Here is a 24,534-nt window from a genome sequence, read left to right on the forward strand (position 1 = left end):
GGGCTTGCGTCTCCCTTTTACGGTGCCGCGAGCTGCGCCGAAGCGCTGCCTTCAGGGATGAGCAGCGCAAAGTCGTAGCCGTTGAGCAGATTCAGTAGGTCGGCATCGCCGGCCGCCAGTTTGCGCGCGCCGGGCCGCAATGACCGCAGATCAAACAGCGACCAACTGCCGTCGGCGGCGCCCGCGCTGGCCAGCAGTTTGAAGGCAGAGCTGCCCAGTTCGATGGGCGCCGTCTGATGCGGCTTTCCCGCTCCAGCGAATCGCAGTTGCCGCCCCTTCGCCGCCAGCACGATCAGGTGCAGCGAGGTACGGCCCTGGCCTTCGGCGCGTTCAGCCAGAAAGTTGCCAATGTCACGATTGTTGAGCGGGTTAATCCCCTTGTATGCGTGATTGGCGCCGAGCTTGACCACCAGCTTTTGCTCTTTCAAGCCGAGCCGGTCAGCCACGCTCCGCTTTAACAGCGACAAGCGCATCTGGTTGGACAGCGCGCGATCGCCGGGCGCCCGCGAGGCGCTTTTCAGATAGATGGCGCGGCTCTCGAGCAGTGCGTCCAGCAGCCCTAGCGCGGTCTTTTCTTCCGGGGCGGCCAGCAGCGGCCGCAGCGACGCCAGGTCGGCGTCGGCGGCCGATAGCATCAGGTACTCCATCGGATTGCCGGTCGCCAGCGCCTTTTGATACGCGGTAGCTTCCATTTGACGCAAGGCGTCCAGCTTCGCGCGGGCGGCCGGGTTGACCGGCTGGGCCAGCATCTGGGCGATCAGGTATTTGGCCGCACCGACGAATTCCTGGTCGACGCCCCAGTGCGCGAAACGCGGTCCCGCGGCCTGGGCGAAGCTGGCGAGCATCTCCGCTTCCTGGCGCATGGTGTAGAAAGCGATGGAGTCCGGATAGCTGGCGTCGAACCTGCCGATGGCGGCGACCGCGTCGGGCCGCTTGAGCATTCCTTCAAGCGCGTTTGCCGCGACCGGACCGGTTTCCGTGACCAGGGTTGTGAAGCCGGCAGGGACCAGGGCGTTAAAGTAGGCGGCAGAGAACTGGGCAATGTCGGCGATGCCATGATCCTCGCCGAGGAGCACATATTGCGCCTCGCGCGAAGCTTGCAGCAGCGGCGCCGCACCGGGGCCAGACAGCGTGCCCTTGTCAAGCGCGATCGGGAGCCGGTTGGCTTTGAGTGTGTCGAGGACGGTGCTGTCGGCAACGGCCGGCTCGGCGAAGCCGAGCGTCAAGGTGGCGGCAAGGAGGACCAGGCGGACGAACATGGCAGGGTAGGCCGATCACGGCCGATCAGTGAAGGAGTCGACAGTTTAACTTGGCGCCGTATATCAAAGTTACTGCCACCCATGAATAATTTATATACGCGCCCCGTTCCCTTGCCTTCCAAAATATACTGCGCCAAGTTTTCTTTGCGGAGTTCCAGGCACCATGACCAGTTCTATCTTGCGGTTCACGAAGCTGTTGCCGACTATCGGCGTACTCGCGCTGGCGGCGGCATCGTCCTCCAGCGCGGCCGGCGTTACCAGTCTTAACCAGTCCTGGGACTTCCATCGCGATGACGGCAAGGCCGCCGCCACCGTGGCGCAGGTGCCGGCCAACGGCTGGACCCGTGTCAACCTGCCGCACACGGCGCGCCTGGAGGCCAAGGTGCCGGTCGATTCGTGGCAGGGCACGGCGTATTACAAGAAGACCTTCGACGCCAGGGTGGCGCCCGGCGAACAGGCCGTGCTGCGCTTCGAGGGCGCGATGAACGTGGCCGACGTGTGGGTCAACGGCAAGCACCTGGGCCAGCATCTGGGCGGCTACCTGCCGTTCTCGTATGACGTAACGCCGCACCTGAAGGCCGGCGGCGGCAACGAGCTGGTCGTGCGCATCAATAATGAAGACAACGCCATCACCGGTCCCAAGCCGTTGAAGGATCTCGATTACATCCAGTACGGCGGCATCTACCGCGACGTCACGCTCACCATCAAGCCGGCGGTGCACATCAGCGATGAGATGCTGTCCAACACCGAGGCCGGCGGCGGCATTTTCGTCACCTATCCTCAGGTGGAGCGGTCGTCCGCCACGGTGCGCGTGAAAGCCGAGGTCTGCAACACGGCCGCCGAGCCACGCACGGCCGAACTGCGCCACCGCCTGCTGGACAAGACTGCCCGCGTGGCGGACGGCGCCGAAAGCGTGCGCCTGGCCGCCGGCGAGTGCCGCCATGTCACGCGCGATCTCAAGGTTGAGCGCCCGCAATTGTGGTCGCCGAAGGCGCCGCACCTGTATGCGCTGGAAACCAGCGTCACCAGCAAGGGTGCGACCGAGAAGGTCACTACCCGCATCGGCATCCGCCGCATCGAGATGGCCAAGGGCAAGCTGCTGATCAACGGCGAGCCTACCCATCTGCGCGGCGTCAACCGCCACCAGGAATATCCGTATGTCGGCTACGCGCTGTCGCCGCAGGCGGAGTACCGCGACGCGCTGCTGATCAAGCGCGCCGGCTTCGATTACATCCGCCTGTCGCACTACCCGCATTCGCCGGCGTTCATGGCTGCCGCCGACGAGCTGGGCATCATGGTCTTGCCGGGCATTCCGGGCTGGCAGTATTTCAATCCTGATCCGGCTTTCACCACCCAGGTCGTCAAGACCTGTACCGACATGGTGCGCCGCGACCGCAACCACGCCAGCGTGCTGGCTTGGGAGTGCTCGCTCAACGAGACGGACATGCCCGCCGAGCTGGTGAGCAAGCTGCACCGGACCGTGCACGCGGAATTCCCGGGCGACCAGGCTTTCTCCGCCGGCTGGGTGCCGGAGACCTACGATGTGTACCTGCAGGCGCGCCAGCATCGCCTGCAAGACAAGCGTCCACAGCCTGACAAGCCGCTGATCGTCTCCGAGTACGGCGACTGGGAATACTATGCGATGAACGCCGGCTTCAACCAGACGGCGTGGGGCGACCTCAAAGAAGCCGACCGCAGCAGCCGCCAGTTGCTGACCGATGGCGAAACCCGTTTGCTGCAGCAAGCGAAAAACCTGGCCGAGTCGCACGATGACAATTTCAACACCGGCGCCATCGCCGATGGCTACTGGGTGATGTTCGATTACGGCCGCGGCTATGCGCCCGACCTGGAGTCGTCCGGCATCATGAGCATCGACCGCCTGCCGAAGTTCTCCTACGAGTTCTTCCGTTCGCAGCGCAGCGCGCTGGAGTCGGCCAACTGGGGCGGCGGTCCGATGGTGTTCATCGCCAGCCACTGGACGCGCGACTCGTCGCCGCAGGTGCGCGTGTTCGCCAACACCGACGAGGTTGAGCTGTTCCTCAACGGCAAAAGCCTCGGGCGCCAGAAGAGCGCTCCGTCGGCCACGCATCCGAACTTGCAGCATCCGCCGCTGGAGTTCAATGCCGGCCAGTTCGCTGCCGGCGAGCTGAAGGCGGTAGCTTACCTGGGCGGCAAGAAGGTGGCCGAGCATGTGGTGCGCACGGCCGGCGAGCCGGCCCGCCTGGCGGTGACGGTGGATGACATGGGCGTGAAGCCGGTGGCGGGCGACCTGTTGTTCGTGCGCGCCACGGTAGTCGACGCCAAGGGCAACCTGGTGGAAGGCAGCGGCCTGCCGGTGAAGTTCGAGGCCGGCGCCGGCTACGAAATCGTCGGCCCTGCCACTGTGCCGGCCGAAGGCGGCATTGCCAGCGTACTGGTCAAGGTTGGCGCCGGCGGCGCCAAGGGCACGGTCAAGGCAGCAGCCGGCGCCTTGCGCGGCAGCCTGTAGGACTGCCCCGGCGGCGAGCGTGGGACGCGCCCCGGCGTCCACGCTCGCCTTGTGGTATTTAAGTTTCATGCAATTTGCAAGCCATTAAAATCTTTCCAATTGTCACGGAATAAGCGTAGAATTGATTCCGTCGGGAAATTTCCCGCAGTCGAAACCCCACCCTCGTTTCCCTTCCTTAACGCAGCCGCTACGCTGCCGACTTAGCCGCCCGAGTCCGAGCACGCGCTCACTCCACGACCAGATGCGGTAATTCCTCGCAATGTAGATGGAGTGCTTCATCATGAAGGTAACGATCAAATTCCGCCTTGTCGCAACCATGGCCCTGCTGGGGCTGCTGATTGTGGTGGCTGGCGTCAGCGGCTTGTACGGCATGCAGAAGGTCAACACGAGCCTGCAGGACGCCAATCAAAACACCATGCCGTCGGCGGTTGCCATCGGCGAGTCGCAACTGGCGCTGGCGCGCGCCCGCCTGGCGCTGGACCGCGTCACCATGCATCCGGAACTGCCGGATTCGGGCAAGACCATGGCCCGTGCGGAAAGCTTTATCGCCGCCTCCGACAAGGCCTGGGCGCGCTATCTGGCGCTGCCGCAGAATGCCGATGAAAAGCGCCTGTCCGACGAGATGGATCAGAACCGCAAGGCGTTCAACGAGCAGGCCGTGCAGCCGCTGCTGGCCGCCTTGCGCGCGCAGGACGCGGCGCAGGCCGACAAGCTGACCATGAAGGTGATGCAGCCGCTGTTTTCCAAGCTGTCGGAAAGCGCCGAGAAGCTGGGCGAGTTCCAGTCGGCGTCCAACGCCCGCCAGTACGACGAGAGCCAGTCGCGTTACGCCAGCCAGCGCTGGCTGACGGTCGGCGTGATCGCCGGCGGCTTGCTGCTGATGGTGGTGGCGGCGGTGTCGCTGCTGCGCTCGATTCTGGTGCCGATCAAGGCCTCGGTGGCGCATTTCGAGCGCATGGCCGACGGCGACCTTGCCAATCACATCGAGGTGCGCGGCAATGATGAGATGTCCGAGCTGATGCGCGCGCTTGCTGCGATGCAGGCCAAGCTGGCCACCACCGTGCTGACGGTGCGCGACGGCGCCGCCAGCATTGCAACCGCCACGTCCGAAATCGCCACCGGCAATCTCGACCTGTCGGGGCGCACCGAGCAGCAGGCGGCTAGCCTGGAAGAGACTGCTTCCTCGCTGGAAGAGCTGACCGCTACCGTGCGGCAGAATGCCGAGAACGCGCGCCAGTCGAACCAGCTGGCGCAGGAAGCCTCGCGGGTGGCGGCGCGCGGCGGCGCGACGGTGGCGAATGTGGTGGACACCATGGAGTCGATCCGCGCGGCGTCCAACCGCATCGCCGACATTATCGGCGTGATCGATGGCATCGCTTTCCAGACCAATATCCTGGCGCTGAACGCGGCCGTCGAGGCGGCGCGCGCAGGCGAGCAGGGCCGCGGCTTTGCGGTGGTGGCGTCGGAAGTGCGCAGCCTGGCGCATCGCAGTTCGGAAGCGGCCAAGGATATCAAGGCGCTGATCGGCGATTCGGTGGCGCAGGTGGATGGCGGTGTCGCGCAGGTGCGCGAGGCCGGGGCGACGATGGGCGAGATCGTCGCCAGCATCGAGCGCGTGGCCGGCATTATTGTTGAGATCAGCGCGGCGGGGCAGGAGCAGGAGGCCGGCCTCAGCCAGATCAATCAGGCGGTATCGACGCTGGATGCGACCACGCAGCAGAATGCCGCGCTGGTTGAGCAGGCGGCGGCGGCTTCGGCCTCGCTGGAGGAGCAGGCGAATACACTGTCGCAAGCGGTGGCGGCGTTCAAGCTCGATGCCGGCGCGCGCCGCGCCCTGGTGTTGCATTAACGCGTCATTACCGCGCGGACGGGAATCCATACGCCGGTTGGAGCGCAAACGCAGCATGGATTCCCGCCTGCGCGGGAATGACGGGCGGGATCAGAACTTGTGGGTCAGCTTCAGCGAAGCGAAGCGGCCGCGCGGATCGGCCTGGGTGTAGTCGAAGAAGGACTGCGACGAATCCCACGACGGACGGGTATTGCCCAGGTTGAGCACGGTCAGCCCAAGCGACGTTTTCGGCGTCACCTGCCACGCCACGTTCAGGTCCACGGTGGCGAACGGCGCCACGGTATCGCCCTTGCGGGTGGTCTGCTCGTAGCCGTCCACATAGGTCCAGGTCAGCGTGGTGGCCCAGTGGCCGATATCCCAGGTGGCCGCCGTCACGCCGCGCCACTTCGGAATCGAACCGAAGTAATTGGTGCCGGCGCCATTGGTCAGCGCCGCGCCGGTCGACAGCGGCGCTTCAAACTTCAGCACGCGGCTCAGCTGGCCGTTGATGGTGACATTGCCCCAGGCGTTGCCGACAAAGCGCTGGCGCAGGTCGACGTCCACGCCCGACACGTGGCGCTCGCCCTGGTTGGCGTACTGGCGGTACAAGGTGAGGATGCGGCCGTCGGCGCCGCGCACGATGTTCTGCGGCGCGGTGGCTTCGTTGGCGATGATGGTGTCGGCGCTCTCGGTGCCGATCACGCCCTTCTGGCGGATGCGGTAGTAGTCGACGCCGATGCTGCTGTTCTTGCTCGGCGCAATCACAAAGCCCAGGTCGATGTTGTTGGAACGCTCCGGCTTCAGGTCGCCATTGGCGCGCGTGATGTTGGTGATGCCGCGCGCCTGCGTCGGCGAGATCGGGTCGCGCGGGTCGAGCACGTTGGCGTAGCTGACGGCGGTACTGTTGGTGATCTCCGGCAGCGACGGCGCGCGGAAGCCGCGCGAGGCGGTGCCGCGCAGCAGCAGCCACTGGTACGGTTCGTAGCGCAGGCTGGCCTTCGGCGAGAAGGCGCTGCCGAAGTCGTCGTAGTGGTCGCCGCGGCCGGCCACGTTCAGGCTCAGGTCCTTGCGCAGCGGCACATTGAATTCGGCGAACAGCGCGGTCACGTCGCGCTGGCCCTTGATGATGTTGATCGCCGGGCGCAGCTCGGTGCCGCTCAGCACGGCGGTCGAGGTGTTGGAGTCCATTTCCTCGCGGCGCCATTGCGCGCCGAAGGCGAAGCCGACGTCGCCGGCCGGCAGCGCGAACAAATCTTTCGAGGCCGAGAAGTCCACCGTGGTCAGCGTCGATTCGGCCGGGCGCAGCGTCGCCAGGCGCAGCGCGCTGCGCACCGCCTCGCTGTTCTGCGACTGGTCGGCGAAGTTGTAGCTGCCGTTGGCCAGCACGTCCTGGAAGGCGTAGCGGTTGACGAAGTTGTCCACCGTCTCTTTCAGCTTGCTGCCCGAGCGGCCGACCGAGGCGTCATAGGTCCAGCCGGCGGCGTTGCCCTTGATGCCGGTCAGCGCACGGTAAAAGTCGACGCGGCCGACCTTCATGCGCGGGCCCAGATCGAACAGCGTGGCGTTGATGTCGACCGGGGTGCTGCCCGGATTGTTCGGGTGGCCTACCGGCAGCGTGACGGCGATATTGTCCAGCGACTGCGTGGCGTTGTTCCACGCGCGCAGGCCGGTGCCGACCGACAGCGGCGCGCTGAAGGTTTGCGCGGCGCTGGAGTAGCCGTACATCAGGTCGGCGTAAACGTCGGTGTCTGCATTCAGGCGCAAGGTGCCGCGCAGCGCGGTGTGCACGCGCTTTACACCGGGAATCAGGGTTTTGTACTGCGCCGGGTTGTAGGCCAGCACGGTGCCGGTCTTGCCCGGCGTGATGTCGCCGTAAGGCAGCAGTTGCAGCGGGCCTTGCGCGCCGCCCAGCAGCCGGGTCGGATCGGTGCCGTAGTAGTTGGTCGGCACCCACGCCAGCGTGCCGTTCCTGTAGCCGCGGAAGTCGCTGCCAGCCAGCCAGGCCACGTCGCTTTGTTGCAGCTTGTCGCGCTCCATGGCGTCGGCCGAGAACACCACGCTGTAGCCGTCGGTGTCCAGCTTGCCGAAGCCGGTTTTCAGCGCCACGCTCTTTTCGGTCTGGCCGGTGCCCTCGGTCGAGCTGCCCGCCTGCGCCTTGATCTCGGTGCCGCTGTATTCCTGGTACAGGATGATGTTGACCACGCCAGCCACCGCGTCCGAGCCGTACACCGACGAGGCGCCGTCCTTCAGCACCTCGATGCGCTGCACCGCTTCCATCGGCAGGCTGTTCAGGTCGACAAAGGTTTCCTGCAGGTTTTGCGCGGTGGCGAAGCTGGACACGCGCTTGCCGTTGACCAGGATCAGCGTGTTCTTCTGGCCCAGGCCGCGCAGCGACAGGCCGGCGGTGCCGGCCGAGAAGCTGCCGGTGAACTGTTCGTTGTAGCTGTTGCCGCTGTTGGCGGAAATCGCCCGCAGCACGTCGGCCACGGCGGTCTTGCCGGTCGCCTCCAGATCCTTGGCGGTAATCACCTGCACCGCGCTGGCGCCTTCTTTTTGCGTTACGCGGATGTTGGAGCCGGTGATGACGACGCGCTCCAGTTCAGGCGCGGCGGTGTCCTGCGCGACGGCGTAAGCGGGAAAGGCGGCGGCGATGGCCAGGACCAGGGACAGTTGTTTCATATGCATTGTAAAAAGGTGTAAAGACGGCCTGCACTATAACGGTGCAAGTTAGTAACTGGAACGAATCATTCGCCTTATGCTTATATGTTTTACGCATAGTCGGTGCAGATTGCGGTTATCCGTAATTGATAATGATTCGCATTATCTATAGAATGTCCGCATTCTTTATACTGGCCTTAGCTATGCGTCTCCTTCCTGTTTATCTCGCCCTCGTCGCTGTATTTCCCGCCCATGCCCAGCAGGCGGATGACCAGGTTCTGCAAGCGGTCAAAGTCACCGCCGCCCGCGCCGACGGTTTCGCGCCTACGACGGTGGAGGCGGGCAGCTTCCGTGGCAGCGACATCATGGAGGTGCCGTCCACTGTCAACGTCATCACGCGCGAGGTGCTGGAATTGCAGGCCGCCGGCGGCTTGTACGACGCGGTGCGCAACACCGCCGGCGTTACGCGCCAGCAGAACGGCGGCGAGACGTGGGACCAGCTGGTGATACGCGGCATCGCGGTCGAGAACCGCACCAACTACCGCCTCAACGGCTCGCTGCCGATCATGAACTTCTCGCAGGTGCCGATGGAGGACAAGGAGCGCGTGGAGGTGCTGAAGGGCGCGACCGCGCTGTACTACGGCTTCACCTCGCCGGCCGGCGTGGTCAACTTTGTCACCAAGCGCGCCGGCGCCACGCCGGTCAGCACGGTGGGCATGACGGTCGACCAGAACGGCAGCGCCGTCGCCACCGCCGATGTGGCGCGCCGTTTCGGCGAAGCGCAGCAGGTGGGCGTGCGCGTCAACCTGGCCGGCGGCACGCTGGCCTCGTACATGGACGATGTGGGCAACGGCAACCGCAAGTTCGCCTCGGCGGCGCTGGACTGGCGCGTCAATTCGCGCCTGCTGCTGAAGGCCGACCTCGAATACGACAAACGCCGTGTCACCGAGCAGGCTGGCATCCAGTTGCCGACCGCCGTAGCCGGCGTGATCGCGCTGCCGCCGGCGGTCGATCCGAAACGCCTGATCGGCCCGGACTGGGCGCGCTTCGAGGCCGAGACTAAAAACGTGCTGCTGCGCGCCGACTATGCGCTGGCCGACGACTGGGCGCTGACGGTGGAGGCGGGCCACTCCGAAACGGCGCGCGACCGCTCGCTGGCCATCTTCCGCCTGACCAATGCGGCGTCGCTGGTTACTGGCGCCGGCCGCATCACCGGCAACCTGCAACACAGCGTGGTCGACTCCAACATGCTGCGCGCCGAACTGGCGGGCGCGTTCAACACCGGCTTCGTCAGGCACGACGTCACCTTCGGCGCCACGCGCACCAACAAGGGACAGGACCCGATCTACACGGCCAACTACACCATCGCCGCGCAGAACCTGTACAACCCGACGCCGATCACCAGCTACACCATCGGCGCCTATCCGACCACGCCAAGCACGGCCGCGCTGTCGACGCGCGACGAGGGCCTGTACGCGATCGACCGCCTGAGCTTCTCGCCGCACTGGCAGGCGGTGGCCGGCGTGCGCAGCGTGAAGTACCGCAGCGACCAGGGCGTGAACCATTATGACGTCAGCAAGACCACGCCGATGACGGCGCTGATCTACAAGGTGGATGGCGACCTGTCGTTCTACGCCTCGTCGTCGCAGGGGCTGGAAGAGGGCGATACCGCGCCGACCGGCACCGTCAATATGGGCGAGCGCATGGCGCCGGGCGTGAGCCGCCAGAAGGAACTGGGCGCGCGCTGGCGGGTGGCCGGCGGCACGCTGTTGCAGGCGGCGCTGTTCGACATCAAGCGTCCCGGCTCGTACACCAACACCGCCAACGTCTACACCGCCGACGGCGAGCAGCGCTATCGCGGCCTGGAACTGTCGGCGCAGGGCCGGCTGACGCGCCAGCTGTCGTGGCAATCGTCGGCCCAGTGGCTCGATCCGGAATTCCGCCGCATCAATGCGCAGTACAACGGCAAGCTGCCGGAGAACGCATCGAAGCAGACCGCCAGCGCCTTCCTGTCGTATGAACTGGCCGGCGTGCCGGGCCTGTCGATCAACGGCGGCGCGTATTACACCGGCCGCCGCCCGGTCAACGACCTGAATCAGGCCTTCCTCGGCGGCGTGACGCTGTTCAGCGCCGGCGCGCGCTACGCCACCGCCATCATGGGCAAGAACACCGTGTGGCAGGCCAATATCGACAACGCGGCCGACAAGCAGTACTGGGCCGGCGCCGGCACCCGCCTGGCATCCGGCGCACCGCGACTGATTAAACTGAGCGTGAAGGTAGACCTGTGAAAAAGCTCTGGTTCCAGCTGCATTGGTTCGTCGGCATCACCGCCGGCACCGTCCTGATGGTGATCGGCCTGACCGGCGCCATTCTCGCCTTCCGCGAGCAAATCCTCGATGCGCTGAATCCGGGCGTGCGCAACGTCGCCGTGCAGAACGCGCCGGTGCTGTCGCCGCAGCAGTTCGCACAGGCGGCGCGGCTGGCCAGGCCGCATGAACGCGTCACCAGCATCATCCTGTACGACACGCCGGGTTCCAGCGCGCGCATCGGCCTGGCGCCGCCGCCGGGCGAGCGACGCGGCGAAACGATTTATCTCAATCCTTACATCGGTGCGCTGCTGCCCGAGTTGCAGTACGAAGGCTTCTTCGAGTGGAACGAGCGCATGCACCGCTTCCTGCTGATGGAGCGCGACACCGGCAAAATGTTCAGCGGCACGCTGGCCTTCATGCTGCTCGGCCTGACGCTGAGCGGCCTGTATCTGCGCTGGCCGCGCCGCGTGTGGGACTGGCGGACCTGGCTTACCTTCGACACGCGCATGAAGGGCCGCTCCTTCCTGTGGGGGCTGCACTCGGTGGCGGGTACGTGGGTGCTGGTGGTGTTTGTGATGTTCACGCTGTCCGGCGTGTACTGGGCCTTCGATCCGATCCGCAATATGGCCGACGGCTGGATGGGCACCCTGCGCCCGCCGCGCGAAGCGGCCGCGCCGAAACCCAAGGGCGACAAGCCGAAGAAAATCGAGCCGGCCGACCTGACCGCCAGCTGGGAAACCTTCCAGAAGAACGCGCCCAATTGGCAGATGGTGTTCCTGCGTCCGCCGGAGCGCGCCAGCGCGCCGTTGCAAATTCTTTGGGTGGCCAAGGACGCGCCGCACGTGCGCGCGCGCAGCAGCATGACCATCGACCAGCAGAGCGGTGAGCTGGTGAAGAATGACCTGTATGCCCTGCGCCCGGTGGGTGCGCGCCTGCAGTCGACCATCTACCCGCTGCACATCGGCACCTACTTCGGCGTGGTTGGCCAGATCATCGTCTTCATCGCTGCGTTGGCGCTGCCGGGCTTCGGCATCACCGGCTGGATGTTGTACCTCGACCGCCGCAAGCAGAAGCGCATCGCCCGCGCCGAGCGCGCGCAGTTCGCCGCCGGCGCACTGCCGGCCGGCGCGGAAGACGATCCGGTGCTGATGGCCTACGCCAGCCAGACCGGCCAGGCCGAGCGGCTGGCGCTGCAAAGCGCGGCCGCGCTGCAAAAGGCCGGCGTGGCGGTGCACGTGCATTCGCTGGAAAAACTGACGCCGCCGCAGCTGGGCAAATACCGCCGCGCGCTGTTCGTCGCCAGCAGCTTCGGCGAGGGCGAGCCGCCCGATAGCGCGCGCCGCTTCGCGCGCCTGCTGCAAGCGGCCAGGGAGGAACTCAAGCATGTGCAATACGCGGTGCTGGCGCTGGGCGACCGCAATTACGCGCAGTTCTGCGGCTTCGGCCGCACGCTGGATCAGCGCCTCGCCTTTATGGGCGCGCAGCCGCTGCATCCGCTGATTGAAGTGGACAACGGCGACGCCGGCGCGCTGGCCCGCTGGGGCCACGCGCTGCGCGGCCTGATGGGCGAAGGCGCTGCGGCTGCCGCCGACGTGGCGCTGACCGCCGCCGCCGGCGACGCCGACTACGCCAGCTGGCGCCTGGAGAAACGCGTGCTGCTCAATCCCGGCAGCATCGGTTTGCCGCTGTATGAGATCACGCTCGGCGGCGACATCGGCGCCGGCTGGCGGCCGGGCGCGCTGGTGGATATCTGGCCGGGCCACTATGGCGTGGAGGCCGCGCCGCGCCGCTATTCGCTGGCGTCGGTGCCGCAGGACGGCAGCATGCAGCTGATCGTGCGCCAGGTGCGCTGCGAGGAGGGCCTTGGCCTGGCCTCCGGCTGGCTGACCGACCAGGCGGCGATCGGCGACGAGGTGCGCGTGCGCCTGATCGCCAATCCGTCGTTCGACGCCTACCAGTTCCCGGCGCCGGCCATTTATATCGGCAACGGCTCCGGCCTGGCCGGCCTGCGCTCGCACCTGCGCGACCGCGTGCTGGAAGGCGCGCAGCGCAACTGGCTGATCTTCGGCGAACGCCAGCGCGAGCATGACGCCATCTGCGCCGGCGAGATACAAGACCTGCGCGCCAAAGGCTTCCTGCCGGAGCTGGACCTGGTGTATTCGCGCGACGTTACCGGCGGCGGCTATGTGCAGGACGTGATGCGCGAACGGGCGGCGGAGCTGCGCGCGTGGATCGACGCCGGCGCGGTGATCTTCGTCTGCGGCAGCCTGCAAGGCATGGCCGGCGGCGTCGACGCGGCGCTGGCCGACATCATCGGCCGCGCGCGGCGCGATCAGCTGGCGGACGAGGGTCGTTACCGCCGCGACGTGTACTAGCAGGGTGCTGAAAGCGCGCGCCTCCACATGCCGTCATTCCCGCGCAGGCGGGGAATCCATACACCTCGTCACGGCGGGCGGAGCATGGGTTCCCGCCTGCGCGGGAACGACGGTGTGTGGGCTTCGCGGTTCAGCAGCCTGTTAGAGCGCGGTCTCGTAGCCTTCCAGCACATTCACCACGTTGACGCCCAGTTCCTTGATCGCGTAGCCGCCTTCGAAGATGAAGGCGGTCGGCAGGTTAAGCCATGCCAGGCGCTCGCCGATCTTCAGGTAGTCGGCGCTTTGCAGTGAAAAGCGCGACAGCGGGTCGCCGGCAAAGGTGTCCACACCCAGCGACACCACCAGCGCGTCTGGCGCGAAGCTGCCGATGCGGATGCAGGCCGTTTCCAGCGCCGAGAACCAGGCCTGCGTGCTGCTGCCGGCCGCCAGCGGCAGGTTCAGATTGAAACCGTGGCCGGCGCCTTCGCCGCGCTCGTCGGCATGGCCGAGGTAGAACGGATATTCGCCGCGCGGGTCGGCGTGGATGGAGATGAACAGCACATCGCTGCGCTGGTAGAAGATGCTCTGCGTGCCGTTGCCGTGGTGGTAGTCGATGTCGATGATGGCGACCTTGCGCGCGCCATCGTCCAGCAGATGCTGCGCTGCCAGCGCGGCGTTGTTGAGGAAGCAGTAGCCGCCGAAGAAATCGGCGCCGGCATGGTGACCGGGCGGGCGGCTCAGCACGAAGGCGCCGCGCTCGCCCAGGCGCAGCGCGTGGGCGGCGTTGACCGCGCAGTCGGCGCCGGTCTTGGCGGCGGTCCAGGTGCCGGCCGTCAGCGGCGTGCCGCTGTCCATCGAGTACAGTCCCATGCGGGCGGCGAAGTTGTCCGGCTCGATGTCGCTGCGCAGCGTACGCACCGGCCACACCGAGGGGATGGCGTCCTTTTTGGCGTTGGCCGGGTCCAGCGCCACCCATTCGTTCCAGGCGTTGCGCAGGAAGTGCAGGTAGCGCGGCGTATGCACGCGCTCCAGCGACATCAGCGGCACGCCATGCGGCGTGACGATGCGCCCCAGGCCGCGCCGGCCCAGCTCCGCCAGCACCGAATCCGCACGCTCCGGCTTTTCAAAGCAGGGCACCAGTTCGCCGCGAAAGAATTCGTGGCGGCCCTGGTGCTGCGCGTGCAGTTCGTTGTAGAAGGTGAGCATCGGCTCAGTCGCAGTCCTGGCGCGACTGGCACAGGTTGCTGTTGCGGTAGGCGGCGACGTAGTCGTCGAAGTTGGCTTGCGGCGCCGCTTCCATTTCGGCCTGCTCGGCCAGCGAGACGGCCGCCAGCTCATCGAAGTAGGCCGCTTCGTCGGCCGTCGGCGGATGGCTGCGGAAATAGGCCGCATGGCGTTCGCTCTGCGCCAGCGCGAAGGCGTTGAACGAGTTGCCGTGCGCCGCCAGCGCGCGCAGCACCTGGGCCGACGGCGTCAGCGCGGCGTCGTTCAGCTTGAGCGACTGCGCGGCCAGCGCGTCGCTGTGGACGTTGTCGCCGCGCAGCGTGTCGAGCAGCGCCGCCACCGGGCGGATGCGCTCCAGCAGCTCGGCGCCCCACACCGGCAGCGGCACCTCGGCCGCGCCGTTGTGCAGCGTCAGGCCCGGACGGCGGCCTTCCTTGACGGTGCGGGCGAAGTTTTCCGTGTAGCGGGCGCTTTGCTCGGGCGTGATGTGCGCGCTCTCTTCCAGCGCGCAGAACAGCAGGAAGGCGTCGAGGAAGCGGCCGGCCTGCTCGCTGATGCCGACCGGCTCGAACGGGTCGACGTCCATGCAGCGCACCTCGATGTACTGCACGCCGCGCGCGCACAGGGCCTGGATCGGCCGCTCGCCGGTCTGGATCACGCGTTTCGGCCGGATGGTCGAGTAATACTCGTTTTCGATCTGCAGCACGTTTGTGCTCAGCTGTATCCATTCGCCGTCGCGCTTAGTGCCGAGTTCGGCGTACGGCGCATAGGGCTGGTTGACCGCCTTGGTCAGCGCGGCAACATAGCTGTCGAGACAGTTCTCGTGCGGACTCAGGCCCGACTGCGCGTCGTTCTGGTAGCCGAGGTCGCTCATGCGCAGGCTGGTGGCGTAGGGCAGGTAGAGCGTGTCGTCCGACAACTGCTCCAGCTTGTGCTGGCGGCCGCGCAGGAAGCCGGCCGCCAGCACCGGCGAAGCGCCGAACAGGTACATCAGCAGCCAGCTGTAGCGGCGGAAATTGCGGATCGTGGCCAGGTAGGCCTCGGACTGGAAGGCGCGCGCGGTCAGGCGCTTGGCGCCCGGCTGTCCGGCCGCCTCGTGCTCGGCCAGCACGCGCCACAGGCGCTCGTCCAGCGAGTAGTTGTAGTGGATGCCGGCGATGCATTGCATGGCCTTGCCGTAGCGCAGCGCCAGGCCGCGCCGGTAGACATGCTTGAGCGTGCCCAGATTGGACGTTCCGTACCAGGCGATCTCGATGTCCTCCTCGGCCGGCAGGGTGCACGGCATCGACTGGCTCCACAGCAGCTCGTCGCCCAGCTTGCTGTAGGCGTAGCGGTGGATGCCGTCCAGCCTGGCGATGGTGGTGGCGATGTCCTGCTCGGCCGGGGTGATGAACTCCAGCAGCGTCTCAGCGTAATCGGTGGTGATTTGCGGATGCGTCAGGGCCGACCCCATGGCGGCAGGGTGGGGCGTGCGCGCCAGATGGCCGGCGCGGTCCACGCGCAAGGTCTCCCGCTCGATGCCCCGCAGCCCGCCAGCTAGCACGGCGCGGTGTTTTTCTTCGGCCAGCAAGGCCAGGCGTCGTGTCAAAAGAGTTGGCAATTTGAAATCCTTTCTGGTGCAGCAAATAAATTATTGGTGCAGAGAGTAACCGAAATTGGCGGAACTCGCCGAAAGGCGGCAAGAAGAGCATTTTAACAAATACCCCGGCTTTTCCTCTGTGCGCAAACCGGCCTTGGCAATTGCGATCGGCAACCTTTGGCAAAAGCGAAAACGCTTTTGCCCGGCGCCGGACTCCACTACGACGGTCAAAACGTCGGCATAATGGACCGGTGTTGTTGCCGGAGTACGTCATCCTCGCCCTGTCCACAACTGAACCAGCACGGCCGGGTATCCTGCGCGTCGCCGACGCGCGGGAGGCGCTGTGTCGTCCATTGCCGGACGGCGTGGCCGCCGTCTGCCGTCGGGCGATGCGCCGGGGCCTGCCGTCGTGAGCGTCACGCGCGACGCCGCCCGCATCCGCGCGCGCCTGCTGGCTGCGCTGAACCACGACTTGCGGGCGCCGCTGGCGCGCATCGCCACCCAGGTCGGCACCGGCTGGGCCGACCTGGCGATGCTGGAAAACGAGGCGCGCCGCCAGCTGGAGTGGCTGTCCGACCTGCAGGAGTGCGCGCGCTTCGAGTTGCAGCCGCCCGAGCTGGCGCTGGCGCCGGCCTATCTGCATGCGCTGCTGCGCCATGTGCGGCTGGACGGCGCGCTGCCGGCGCTGGCGCTGCTGGACGCGCGCCGCCTGACGCAGGTGCTGGCGCGGCTGCGCGAGCATAGCGGCGGCCCGCTGGCGGTGCAGGCGCACAGCGCCGGGGACGCGGTGCATTTGCAGTTCACCGCCGGCCAGCCGGACGGTCCGTGGAGCGCGGTCAGCGCTTCACTGGCCGACGAGCGCATCCTGCCCGGGCTGATGGTGGCGGCGCACCTGGTGGCCGCCATGGGCGGCCGGCTGGAACAAAGCGGCGACGCCCTGCGCTTCGGGCTGGGCGCGCCGCTGGCCGACGAGCAGGACGCCATGCCGCCAACGCCGCACTTCGACTGGCCGGAGCCGTTCGGCGCCGGCCATGCCATCCTGTTGCTGGAACCGCATCAGCCCATGCAGGATTACCTGAGCGAGATCCTCGAAAGCGCCGAGTTCGACGTGCAGTACGAACCCGAGGACCGCACGCCGGCGCTGATCCTGTGCGCCGACGAGAGCGTGTGGGACATCTGGCCGCGCGAGGAGGCGCCGCCGGTGCTGCTGCACACGGCGCTGCCGCCGGCGCGGCCCGGGGATTTCATCGAGGTGCTGTACAAGCCGGCGCCGCCGGCGATGCTGCTGTCGGCCCTGCGCCGGCGCCTGCAGATCAGGCTGGGCGGCGGCCGCCGCTGACGCGTTCGATGTCGGCCAGGTCGCGCCAGCTCTGCACCTCGGTATAGCCGGCCGCTACGAGCAGCGCGCGCACCTGCGCGGCCTGGTCGTAGCCGTGTTCCATCAGCAGCCAGCCTTGCGGCTTCAGGTGCGCCGGGGCGCCGGCGATGAGGGTGCGCAGCGCCGACAGGCCGTCGGCGTGGTCGGTCAGCGCGCCGACCGGCTCGAAGCGCAGGTCGCCCTCGGCCAGGTGACGGTCGCCGCTGGCGATGTAGGGCGGGTTGGAGGCGATCACGTCGAACGGCGCGGCGTCCGCCAGCGCCGCGTACCAGTCGCTGTGCAGGAAGGTGACGCGGGCGCCATTGGCTTCGGCGTTGCGGCGCGCCACCGCCAGCGCCGCGGCGCTGACGTCGAGCGCGCTGACATCGGCGTCCTTGCGGGTGTGCGCCAGCGCGACGGCGATGGCGCCGCTGCCGGTGCCCATGTCCAGCACGCGGCCGTCGCGCGGCAGGCGGTCCAGCGTCAGCTCGACCAGCAGTTCGGTGTCCGGGCGCGGGATCAGCACCGCGCTGCCGACCTCGAACGGCAGGCCGAAGAATTCGCGCTGGCCGACAATGTAGGCGATTGGCTCGCCGGCCAGGCGGCGCTGCACCAGCCCGTTGTAGCGCTGCATTTCGTCGTCGCTCAGCACCCGCTCGGACTCGGTGATCAGGGCGATGCGGTTCACGCCCAGCGCGTGGCACAGCAGCACGCGGTTATCGAGCGGGTCCAGCGCCGGCTGGCGCTGCAGGGCGGCGATGGTCCGGCTCATTTGACGCGGCGCACCAGCAGCCAGCCCAGCGCCAGCGTGAACAGGCCGAACCACAGGAACGACCATTGCGGAATCGACAGGCCGAACCACGGCGCCAGCGCGTCCTCGCACAGGCCGTCGGCCTGGAACAGGAAGGGCAGGTATTGCGCGGTGGGGATTTTGTTGAGGAAGGTTTCCATCGGGTCGATGCCGCACGACAGGCCCGGATGGGCCAGCACCCACAGGTGCTTGCCGGCGGTGCCGAGGCCGCCCAGCGCGGCCAGCAGGCCGAGGCCGGCGAAGGCCTTGGGCTTGCCGCTGTAGGCGCCGATCAGGGCCAGCACGCCGATGGCGATGAACAGGTAGCGTTGGATCACGCACAGCGGGCAGGGCAGCATGTCGAGCCCGTGCTGCAGGTAGAGGGCGACGCCGATCAGGCCGAAGGCGGCGATGGCGATGGACAGCAGCAGGGAGCGGGTGTGTATCATGGATGTGTCCTTGGGAGAATCGGGGCATTCTCGCATAAAGTTGCTAATTCAGCCTTAGCGGTCGATTAAAGCCGTGGCCCCGTCGCTGCCGCGCGGGCGGGAGTCCAGGCTGACTCAGATCAGCCGTTCTATGGGTCCCCGCCTGCGCGGGGACGACGGGACTCAGTCGCCGAGCGCGGCCAGCAGCTCGGCCTGGTGCTCGGCCACCAGCGCGTTGACCAGCTCGTTGAGGTCGCCGTCCATGATGAAGTCCAGCTTGTACAGCGTGAGGTTGATGCGGTGGTCGGTCATGCGCCCCTGCGGGTAGTTGTAGGTGCGGATGCGCTCGCTGCGGTCGCCCGAGCCGATCAGGCTCTTGCGGGTGGCCGCCTCCTTGGCCTGCGCCTCGCGCAGCTGCACGTCCTTGATGCGGGTGGCCAGCACCTTCATCGCCTGCGCCTTGTTCTTGTGCTGCGAGCGGTCGTCCTGGCACTCGACCACGATGCCGGTCGGCAGGTGGGTGATGCGCACGGCCGAGTCGGTCTTGTTGATGTGCTGGCCGCCGGCGCCCGAGGCGCGGTAGGTGTCGATGCGCAGCTCGGACGGGTTGATGTTGACGTCCTCGACCTCGTCGGCCTCCGGCATCACCGCCACCGTGCAGGCCGAGGTGTGGATGCGGCCCTGGGTCTCGGTGGCCGGCACGCGCTGCACGCGGTGGCCGCCGGATTCGAATTTCAGTTTCGAATAGACGCCGTTGCCGACCAGGCGCACGATGACCTCGCGGTAGCCGCCGAGGTCGGACGCCGATTCCGACACCATCTCCACCTGCCAGCGGTTGCGTTCGGCGTAGCGGGTGTACATGCGCAGCAGGTCGCCGGCGAACAGCGCCGACTCGTCGCCGCCGGTGCCGGCGCGGATTTCCAGGAAGATGTTGCGCTCGTCGTTGGCGTCCTTCGGCAGCAGCATTTTTTGCAGCTCCAGGTCGAGTTCGGCGGTGCGCGCCCTGGCGGCGTCGATTTCCTCCTGCGCGAAGTCCTTCATGTCCGGATCGGCCAGCATGTCCCCGGCGGCGGCGATGTCGCCCAGCGCTTCCTGGTAGGACTTGTAGACCGCCACCAGCGGGCCGATTTCGGCGTGCTCGCGGGTCATCTTGCGGTAGGCGTCCATATTGTCGGTGGCGCCTTCGGACATCAGCAATTCATCGAGTTCGACCAGGCGGTTTGCCAGTTGATCGAGCTTGGCCAGCATGGATGGTTTCATTAGCGTATTCGGTAGAGAGTGTGACAGGGGCCGCGCTGGGCGACGTAGCGGGACAGCGGGGAGGGGGCCGCCGGCGTCATGCGCCGGCAGGCGCCGCGGGCGACAGCCGCTAACGGCGGCCGCGGAACATTTGCGGCAGGATTTCGGCCAGTTGCGCGCGCTCGTCGCCGTGGGCGTGGCGCAGCGCCTGCTGCGGGCCGTGCATGAACTTGGCGGTCAGGCCTTTCGACAGCGCCTCCAGCACGGTGTCGATGTCTTCGCCCTTGGCCAGCATCTTGCGCGCGCGCTCCAGTTCCAGCAGGCGCAGCGCCTCGCTGTTTTCCTGCAGGCTCTGGATCACCGGCACCACCGCGCGGTCGTCGACCCAGTGCATGAACGACTGCACGCGGGTTTCGATGATGGCCTCGGCCTGCGCCACGGCGGCCTGGCGGTTTTCCAGGCCGGTCTGGACCACCTTGCCGAGGTCGTCGACGGTGTACAGGAAGGCGTCGTTCAGCCGCGCCACTTCCGGCTCGATATCGCGCGGCACGGCCAGGTCGACCATGAACATCGGCTTGTGGCGGCGCGCCTTGATGGCGCGCTCCACCATGCCGAGGCCGATCAGCGGCAGCGACGAGGCGGTGCAGGAAATCACGATGTCGTAGTGGTGCAGCCGGTCTTGCAGGTCGGCCAGGCGGATCGCGCGGCCGCCGAAGCGGTGCGCCAGCACTTCGCCGCGTTCCAGCGTGCGGTTGGCGATGGTGATGGTTTTCGGGTTCTGCGCGGCGAAGTGCGTGGCGCACAGCTCGATCATCTCGCCGGCGCCGATGAACAGCACGTTCTGCTCGGAGATCTTGTCGAAGATGCGCTGCGACAGGCGCACGGCGGCGGCCGCCATCGACACGCTGTGGGCGCCGATTTCGGTGGTGCTGCGCACCTCCTTGGCCACCGAGAACGAGCGCTGGAACAGCTGGTGCAGATAGGTGCCGAGGCCGCCCGCCTCGTCGGCGGTGCGGATGGCGTCCTTGATCTGGCCGAGGATCTGGGTTTCGCCCAGCACCATCGAGTCCAGCCCGGAGGCGACGCGGAAGGTGTGGCGCACGGCGTCGTGCTGCGGCAGCATGTACAGGTGCGGGCGCAGCTCGCTGTAGTTGAGCTGGTGGAAATCGGCGAGGAAATGCGCGCCGGCGTCGAGCGGGTCGGGCACGTGGCTGGCCGCGTACAACTCGGTGCGGTTGCAGGTCGACAGGATGGCCGCCTCGTCGGAACCGCGGTGGTCGATGCGCTCGAACCACGAGCGCGCCGCCATCACCGCCTGCCCCAGCTGGTCAGGGGCGAACGCCAGCTGCTCGCGGAGCGAGACCGGTGCGGTGGTGTGGTTGAGGCCGACGGCAAGCAGCTGCATTTCGGGTCCAGACAGATGAATATGCGGACATTATACCCCTACTGCCAGCATGTTGCCCGGAGGACTGCCCAAAGGTTGAGCAGTTGCCCTGCTGAAGATCAAGCGCCGAGTTTTTCCAGGCGGTAACCGTAGCTGTAGACCGGCACCAGGCGGAAGCCGTTTTCTGGCTTCAACTGCAATTTGTTGCGCACGCGCGAGACGTGGGTGTCCATGGTGCGCGAGGGAACGATGGTTTCGCGTATCCACACCGCCTCGTGGATGTAGGCGCGCGACAGCGGGCGGCCGATGTTGCGGAAAAACAGCAGCGCCAGGTAGAACTCCTTGTGCGTCACGTCCAGCACGATGCCGTCCATCAGCAGCCGGCCGGGCCGGGTTTCAAACACATACTGGCCGAATTGCAGCGATTCGGCGCCATTCTGCGCCGGGTAGGCCAGCCGCAGCAGCGCCTGCACGCGCGCCACCATCTCGCTGCGGCGCAGCGGCTTGATCATGTAATCGTCGGCGCCGGCGCTGATGCCGGCCACGATGTCGTCCTCGCCCGAGCTGGTGGTGAGGAACAGCACCGGCGCGTTGTCGGGCAGCTTCTCGCGCGCCCGGCGCAGCACTTCGGCGCCGCCGAGGTCGACCACCTGCCAGTCGAGGATCAGCATGTCGTAGCTGTCCTTGCGCAATTGCGCCAGCACATCCTTGGCGGTCTGGAAACTGTGGCAGATATGGCCTGCCGAGGTCAGCACCTGGCAGATCAGTTCGGCCTGGCTGCGGTCGTTGTCAAGTATGGCAATTCTCATGCGCTTGCCTGCAAGGAAATGTTAAGGAGAAGTCACGTCAAATATAACAGAGATTTACAAATGACTTAGCAAAAAGGCTAAAAATATTTTTCTACGACACTATCTGTGAATATTGAACAATGCTTGGATCCACTGTGGCGTGCCCCATATTCATTACACGGTACACTGGAAAAACGCTGAATTCAATGCAGAAGTTGAAAAATAGCAAGAAATGACAGCGACGCCGGGGAGGGCGCATGGACAGCAAAAAAGACACACATTCGACCGTGGTGCCGGCCTCGCCGCGCGACCTCGCCGCCGTGCGCGAGCGCTGCCGGCAGCTGGTGCGGCGCCGCGCGATGGTCGCGGCCGGCATGGCGGCGGTGCCGCTGCCGGGCCTCGACATCGTGTCCGACCTGCGCCTGTTCGCGTTGTTAATTGACGATATCAATCAGGAATTCGGTCTGTCCGAGCGGCAAATCGAGCGCCTGCAGCCGAAGTTCCGGATGATCGCTTACGAGGCGGCGGTCGGCGTCGGCGGCATGTTGATCGGCAAGCTGGTGACGCGCGGGGTGGTGATGCAGGTGTTGCGCAAGACCGGTTTCAAGACGGTGGCGCGGCAGGCCGGCAAGCTGGTGCCGCTGGCCGGGCAGCTGGCCTCGGCCGGCATCGGCTTTTACGCCTTCCGCCAGATCGGCTATCAGCATGTGGAAGCCTGCGCCCGTGTGGCGCAGACCTTGCTGGCGGCCGGCGTACATGACAGCGCGCCGGCCGGCCAGGCGCCGGCTTAGGCGTCCGGCAGGACGACGTTGACGTCAAGCACCTCCAGGTTGCCCTGGCGGTCCAGCGAGATCTTGATGTCGTCGGCGTTGACCTTGGTGTACTTGGAGATCACGTCGATCAGCTCCTTGTGCAGCGCCGGCAGGAAGTCCGGGCCGGCGCGGCCGCTGCGCTCGCGGGCGATGATGATCTGCAGCCGTTCCTTGGCCGCGGTGGCGGTTTTCGGTTTGGGCGGAAACAGGAAGGAAAGCAGGGCCATGGTTACTTGCTCCCGAAGATACGCTGCAACAGGCCAGGCTTTTCATAATTGGTAAAGCGCAGCGGCAGTTCCTGGCCGAGGAAGCGCGAGACCACGTCTTCATAGGCTTCCGCCACGTCGGTGCCTTTGAAGTGAATCGCCGGGTTACCCTGGTTGGAAGCATGCAGCACCGATTCCGATTCCGGAATGATGCCGATCAGTGGAATGCGCAAAATCTCTTTGACGTCTTCATACGACAGCATTTCGTCCTGCTCGACGCGTTTCGGCGAGTAGCGGGTGATCAGCAGGTGCTCCTTGACCGGCTCGCCGCCGGTCTGGGCGCGGCGCGACTTGGCCTGCAGGATGCCGAGGATGCGGTCCGAATCGCGCACCGACGACACTTCCGGGTTGGTGACGATGATGGCCTCGTCGGCGAAGGTCAGCGCCATCAGCGCGCCGTGCTCGATGCCGGCCGGCGAGTCGCAGATGATGAACTCGAAGCCCATGTTGATCAGCTCGTGCAGCACCTGCTCGACGCCGTCCTCCGACAGCGCATCCTTGTCGCGCGTCTGCGACGCCGGCAGGATGAACAGGTTGTCGCAGTGCTTGTCCTTGATCAGCGCCTGGGTCAGCGTTGCTTCCTTGTTGATCACGTTGATCAGGTCGTAGACCACGCGCCGTTCGCAGCCCATGATCAGGTCGAGGTTGCGCAGGCCGACGTCGAAGTCGATGACTGCGGTCTTGTGGCCGCGCATGGCCAGGCCGGTCGAGAAGCTGGCGCTGGAGGTGGTTTTGCCTACACCGCCCTTGCCGGACGTTACAACAATAATTCTTGCCACGAATAATCCTTTTCAGAGAGGGGTGTTCAAGCGCGGTTAGCCGTATTGACAGATGATATATCGATTCTGTCACCAAGCAGGCGAATTTGCGTGGGCGAGCGCGCATATTCTGTCGGGAAACCGTCTTCAAACGTGCTGTAGACGCCGGCGATGGAGACCAGCTCCGGCGACATATTCAATGCGAAGATGCGCGCCTGGGCATTGCCCGAGGCGCCGGCCAGCGCCCGGCCGTTGAGCGTGTTGTACACGTGGATGCTGCCGTCGGCGATGATCTCGGCGCCGTTGTTGACCACGGCGGTGACCACCAGGTCGCAGCCGCGCGCGTAGATGCGCTGGCCGGCGCGCACCGGCGTGTCGATGATCATGACGTCGGTGCCGTTGCTGGCGGCGGCCGGCGGCTGCGCCTGGGCGGCGGCCACCGCCACCGGCGTCGGCGCGGCGGCCGGCGCGGCCGCAGCCGGCCTGGCCGGCGCCTCTTCCTTGCGGGCGCTGGCGGTTTCCAGGCTCAGGCCGTGGCGGGCGATGTCGGCTGCCATCTCCGGCGGCGCATTGCGCACGGCGACCGGGTTCAGACGGTATTTTTTCAGCAGGGCGATCAGACCGGCCCAGTCGACCGGCTCGCCGCCGGCCGGCAGCGCGGCGACGTCGATCACGGTCAGGTCGTCTTCAAAGAAGTCGGCGGTGCCGCCGGTCATTTCGGCCAGCGCGGCGTCGAGAGCGATGCGGTCGGCCGTGGCCAGGATGGCGGAGACGGCGACAACAGTGGAAATCTTGATTTCTATGGGCTTTTGAAACAGGCTCTTGGACATGGGCGACAGTATCAGGGTTAGCCACGCGCGCATGCGCAGGCACCAGCATTCTACTGTGGAAAACGGCAACTGGGGAGGGCCGGCAAGCGTGCGCGCCCGTAAATATGCGGCCTCGGGGGCGGGCCGGCTGTCATCCGCATTTCATATTGCTGCGCTAAAGTGTGCGGCAACCGGTCTATCATT

General features: G+C 66.4%; 18 protein-coding genes. 6 read left to right on the forward strand and 12 right to left on the reverse strand.

Annotation, left to right across the window (positions count from 1 at the left end):
• Positions 1-17: 17 nt before the first annotated feature.
• Entirely contained in the window at positions 18-1,259 is a 1,242-nt protein-coding gene (locus ACRQ5J_RS02180; protein ID WP_432380947.1) for a hypothetical protein, read from the reverse strand.
• 163 nt (positions 1,260-1,422) lie between these two features.
• Here ACRQ5J_RS02180 and ACRQ5J_RS02185 point away from each other — a divergent pair, with 163 nt between their 5' ends.
• Positions 1,423-3,747: a glycoside hydrolase family 2 TIM barrel-domain containing protein gene (locus ACRQ5J_RS02185; protein WP_432380948.1), complete on the forward strand. Its 2,325-nt coding sequence runs from the start codon at positions 1,423-1,425 to the stop codon at positions 3,745-3,747.
• A gap of 280 nt (positions 3,748-4,027) precedes the next feature.
• Positions 4,028-5,596, forward strand: coding sequence for a methyl-accepting chemotaxis protein (locus ACRQ5J_RS02190; protein ID WP_432380949.1), 1,569 nt, complete (start codon positions 4,028-4,030; stop codon positions 5,594-5,596).
• A 90-nt stretch (positions 5,597-5,686) separates the two neighbouring features.
• On the opposite strand, the gene ACRQ5J_RS02195 is transcribed toward ACRQ5J_RS02190, so the two are convergent.
• Entirely contained in the window at positions 5,687-8,254 is a 2,568-nt protein-coding gene (locus ACRQ5J_RS02195; RefSeq protein WP_432380950.1) for a TonB-dependent receptor, read from the reverse strand.
• A gap of 182 nt (positions 8,255-8,436) precedes the next feature.
• Here ACRQ5J_RS02195 and ACRQ5J_RS02200 point away from each other — a divergent pair, with 182 nt between their 5' ends.
• Together ACRQ5J_RS02200 and ACRQ5J_RS02205 are read left to right on the forward strand one after the other, a co-directional pair.
• The gene (locus ACRQ5J_RS02200) at positions 8,437-10,521 is read left to right on the forward strand and encodes a TonB-dependent siderophore receptor (protein WP_432380951.1); all 2,085 of its coding nucleotides are present in this window, start codon (positions 8,437-8,439) and stop codon (positions 10,519-10,521) included.
• Positions 10,518-12,917, forward strand: coding sequence for a PepSY domain-containing protein (locus ACRQ5J_RS02205; RefSeq protein ID WP_432380952.1), 2,400 nt, complete (start codon positions 10,518-10,520; stop codon positions 12,915-12,917). The genes ACRQ5J_RS02200 and ACRQ5J_RS02205 overlap by 4 nt, the downstream gene beginning before the upstream one ends.
• Before the next feature lie 141 nt (positions 12,918-13,058).
• On the opposite strand, the gene ACRQ5J_RS02210 is transcribed toward ACRQ5J_RS02205, so the two are convergent.
• Both ACRQ5J_RS02210 and gshA read right to left on the reverse strand, forming a co-directional pair.
• Positions 13,059-14,102 (reverse strand): histone deacetylase family protein, encoded by a 1,044-nt coding sequence (locus tag ACRQ5J_RS02210; protein ID WP_432380953.1) that lies wholly within the window; start codon positions 14,100-14,102, stop codon positions 13,059-13,061.
• Between the two features lie 4 nt (positions 14,103-14,106).
• Complete coding sequence (gene gshA, locus ACRQ5J_RS02215; protein ID WP_432380954.1) at positions 14,107-15,720, reverse strand: glutamate--cysteine ligase; 1,614 nt, start codon at positions 15,718-15,720, stop codon at positions 14,107-14,109.
• A 322-nt stretch (positions 15,721-16,042) separates the two neighbouring features.
• Between gshA and ACRQ5J_RS02220 the strand changes: the two genes are divergently transcribed.
• Positions 16,043-17,038 carry a hypothetical protein gene (locus tag ACRQ5J_RS02220; RefSeq protein WP_432380955.1) on the forward strand — a complete coding sequence of 332 codons (996 nt, stop codon included), beginning with the start codon at positions 16,043-16,045 and terminating at the stop codon, positions 17,036-17,038.
• Here ACRQ5J_RS02220 and prmC read toward each other — a convergent pair.
• The 5 genes from prmC to ACRQ5J_RS02245 form a co-directional block, all read right to left on the reverse strand.
• Positions 17,013-17,828 carry a peptide chain release factor N(5)-glutamine methyltransferase gene (gene prmC, locus ACRQ5J_RS02225; RefSeq protein ID WP_432380956.1) on the reverse strand — a complete coding sequence of 272 codons (816 nt, stop codon included), beginning with the start codon at positions 17,826-17,828 and terminating at the stop codon, positions 17,013-17,015. The two genes, ACRQ5J_RS02220 and prmC, sit on opposite strands and share 26 nt — an antisense overlap.
• Positions 17,825-18,295, reverse strand: coding sequence for a disulfide bond formation protein B (locus ACRQ5J_RS02230; RefSeq protein ID WP_432380957.1), 471 nt, complete (start codon positions 18,293-18,295; stop codon positions 17,825-17,827). Before ACRQ5J_RS02230 ends, prmC begins: the two co-directional genes overlap by 4 nt.
• Before the next feature lie 162 nt (positions 18,296-18,457).
• Entirely contained in the window at positions 18,458-19,534 is a 1,077-nt protein-coding gene (gene prfA / locus ACRQ5J_RS02235; RefSeq protein WP_432380958.1) for a peptide chain release factor 1, read from the reverse strand.
• A gap of 109 nt (positions 19,535-19,643) precedes the next feature.
• Entirely contained in the window at positions 19,644-20,918 is a 1,275-nt protein-coding gene (gene hemA, locus ACRQ5J_RS02240; RefSeq protein ID WP_432380959.1) for a glutamyl-tRNA reductase, read from the reverse strand.
• A 98-nt stretch (positions 20,919-21,016) separates the two neighbouring features.
• Positions 21,017-21,706 carry a response regulator transcription factor gene (locus ACRQ5J_RS02245; RefSeq protein ID WP_432380960.1) on the reverse strand — a complete coding sequence of 230 codons (690 nt, stop codon included), beginning with the start codon at positions 21,704-21,706 and terminating at the stop codon, positions 21,017-21,019.
• Positions 21,707-21,942: 236 nt separating this feature from the next.
• Here ACRQ5J_RS02245 and ACRQ5J_RS02250 point away from each other — a divergent pair, with 236 nt between their 5' ends.
• Entirely contained in the window at positions 21,943-22,476 is a 534-nt protein-coding gene (locus ACRQ5J_RS02250; RefSeq protein WP_432380961.1) for a hypothetical protein, read from the forward strand.
• Here ACRQ5J_RS02250 and minE read toward each other — a convergent pair.
• The 3 genes from minE to minC are packed head-to-tail and all read right to left on the reverse strand — an operon-like array spanning position 22,473 to position 24,351.
• Entirely contained in the window at positions 22,473-22,724 is a 252-nt protein-coding gene (minE, locus tag ACRQ5J_RS02255; protein ID WP_432380962.1) for a cell division topological specificity factor MinE, read from the reverse strand. The two genes, ACRQ5J_RS02250 and minE, sit on opposite strands and share 4 nt — an antisense overlap.
• Before the next feature lie 2 nt (positions 22,725-22,726).
• Entirely contained in the window at positions 22,727-23,542 is an 816-nt protein-coding gene (minD, locus tag ACRQ5J_RS02260) for a septum site-determining protein MinD (RefSeq protein ID WP_432380963.1), read from the reverse strand.
• Positions 23,543-23,568: 26 nt separating this feature from the next.
• The gene (gene minC, locus ACRQ5J_RS02265; protein ID WP_432380964.1) at positions 23,569-24,351 is read right to left on the reverse strand and encodes a septum site-determining protein MinC; all 783 of its coding nucleotides are present in this window, start codon (positions 24,349-24,351) and stop codon (positions 23,569-23,571) included.
• Positions 24,352-24,534: the final 183 nt, after the last annotated feature.

It is taken from the genome of Duganella sp. P38 (assembly GCF_050859475.1).
Lineage (GTDB): Bacteria > Pseudomonadota > Gammaproteobacteria > Burkholderiales > Burkholderiaceae_D > Rugamonas.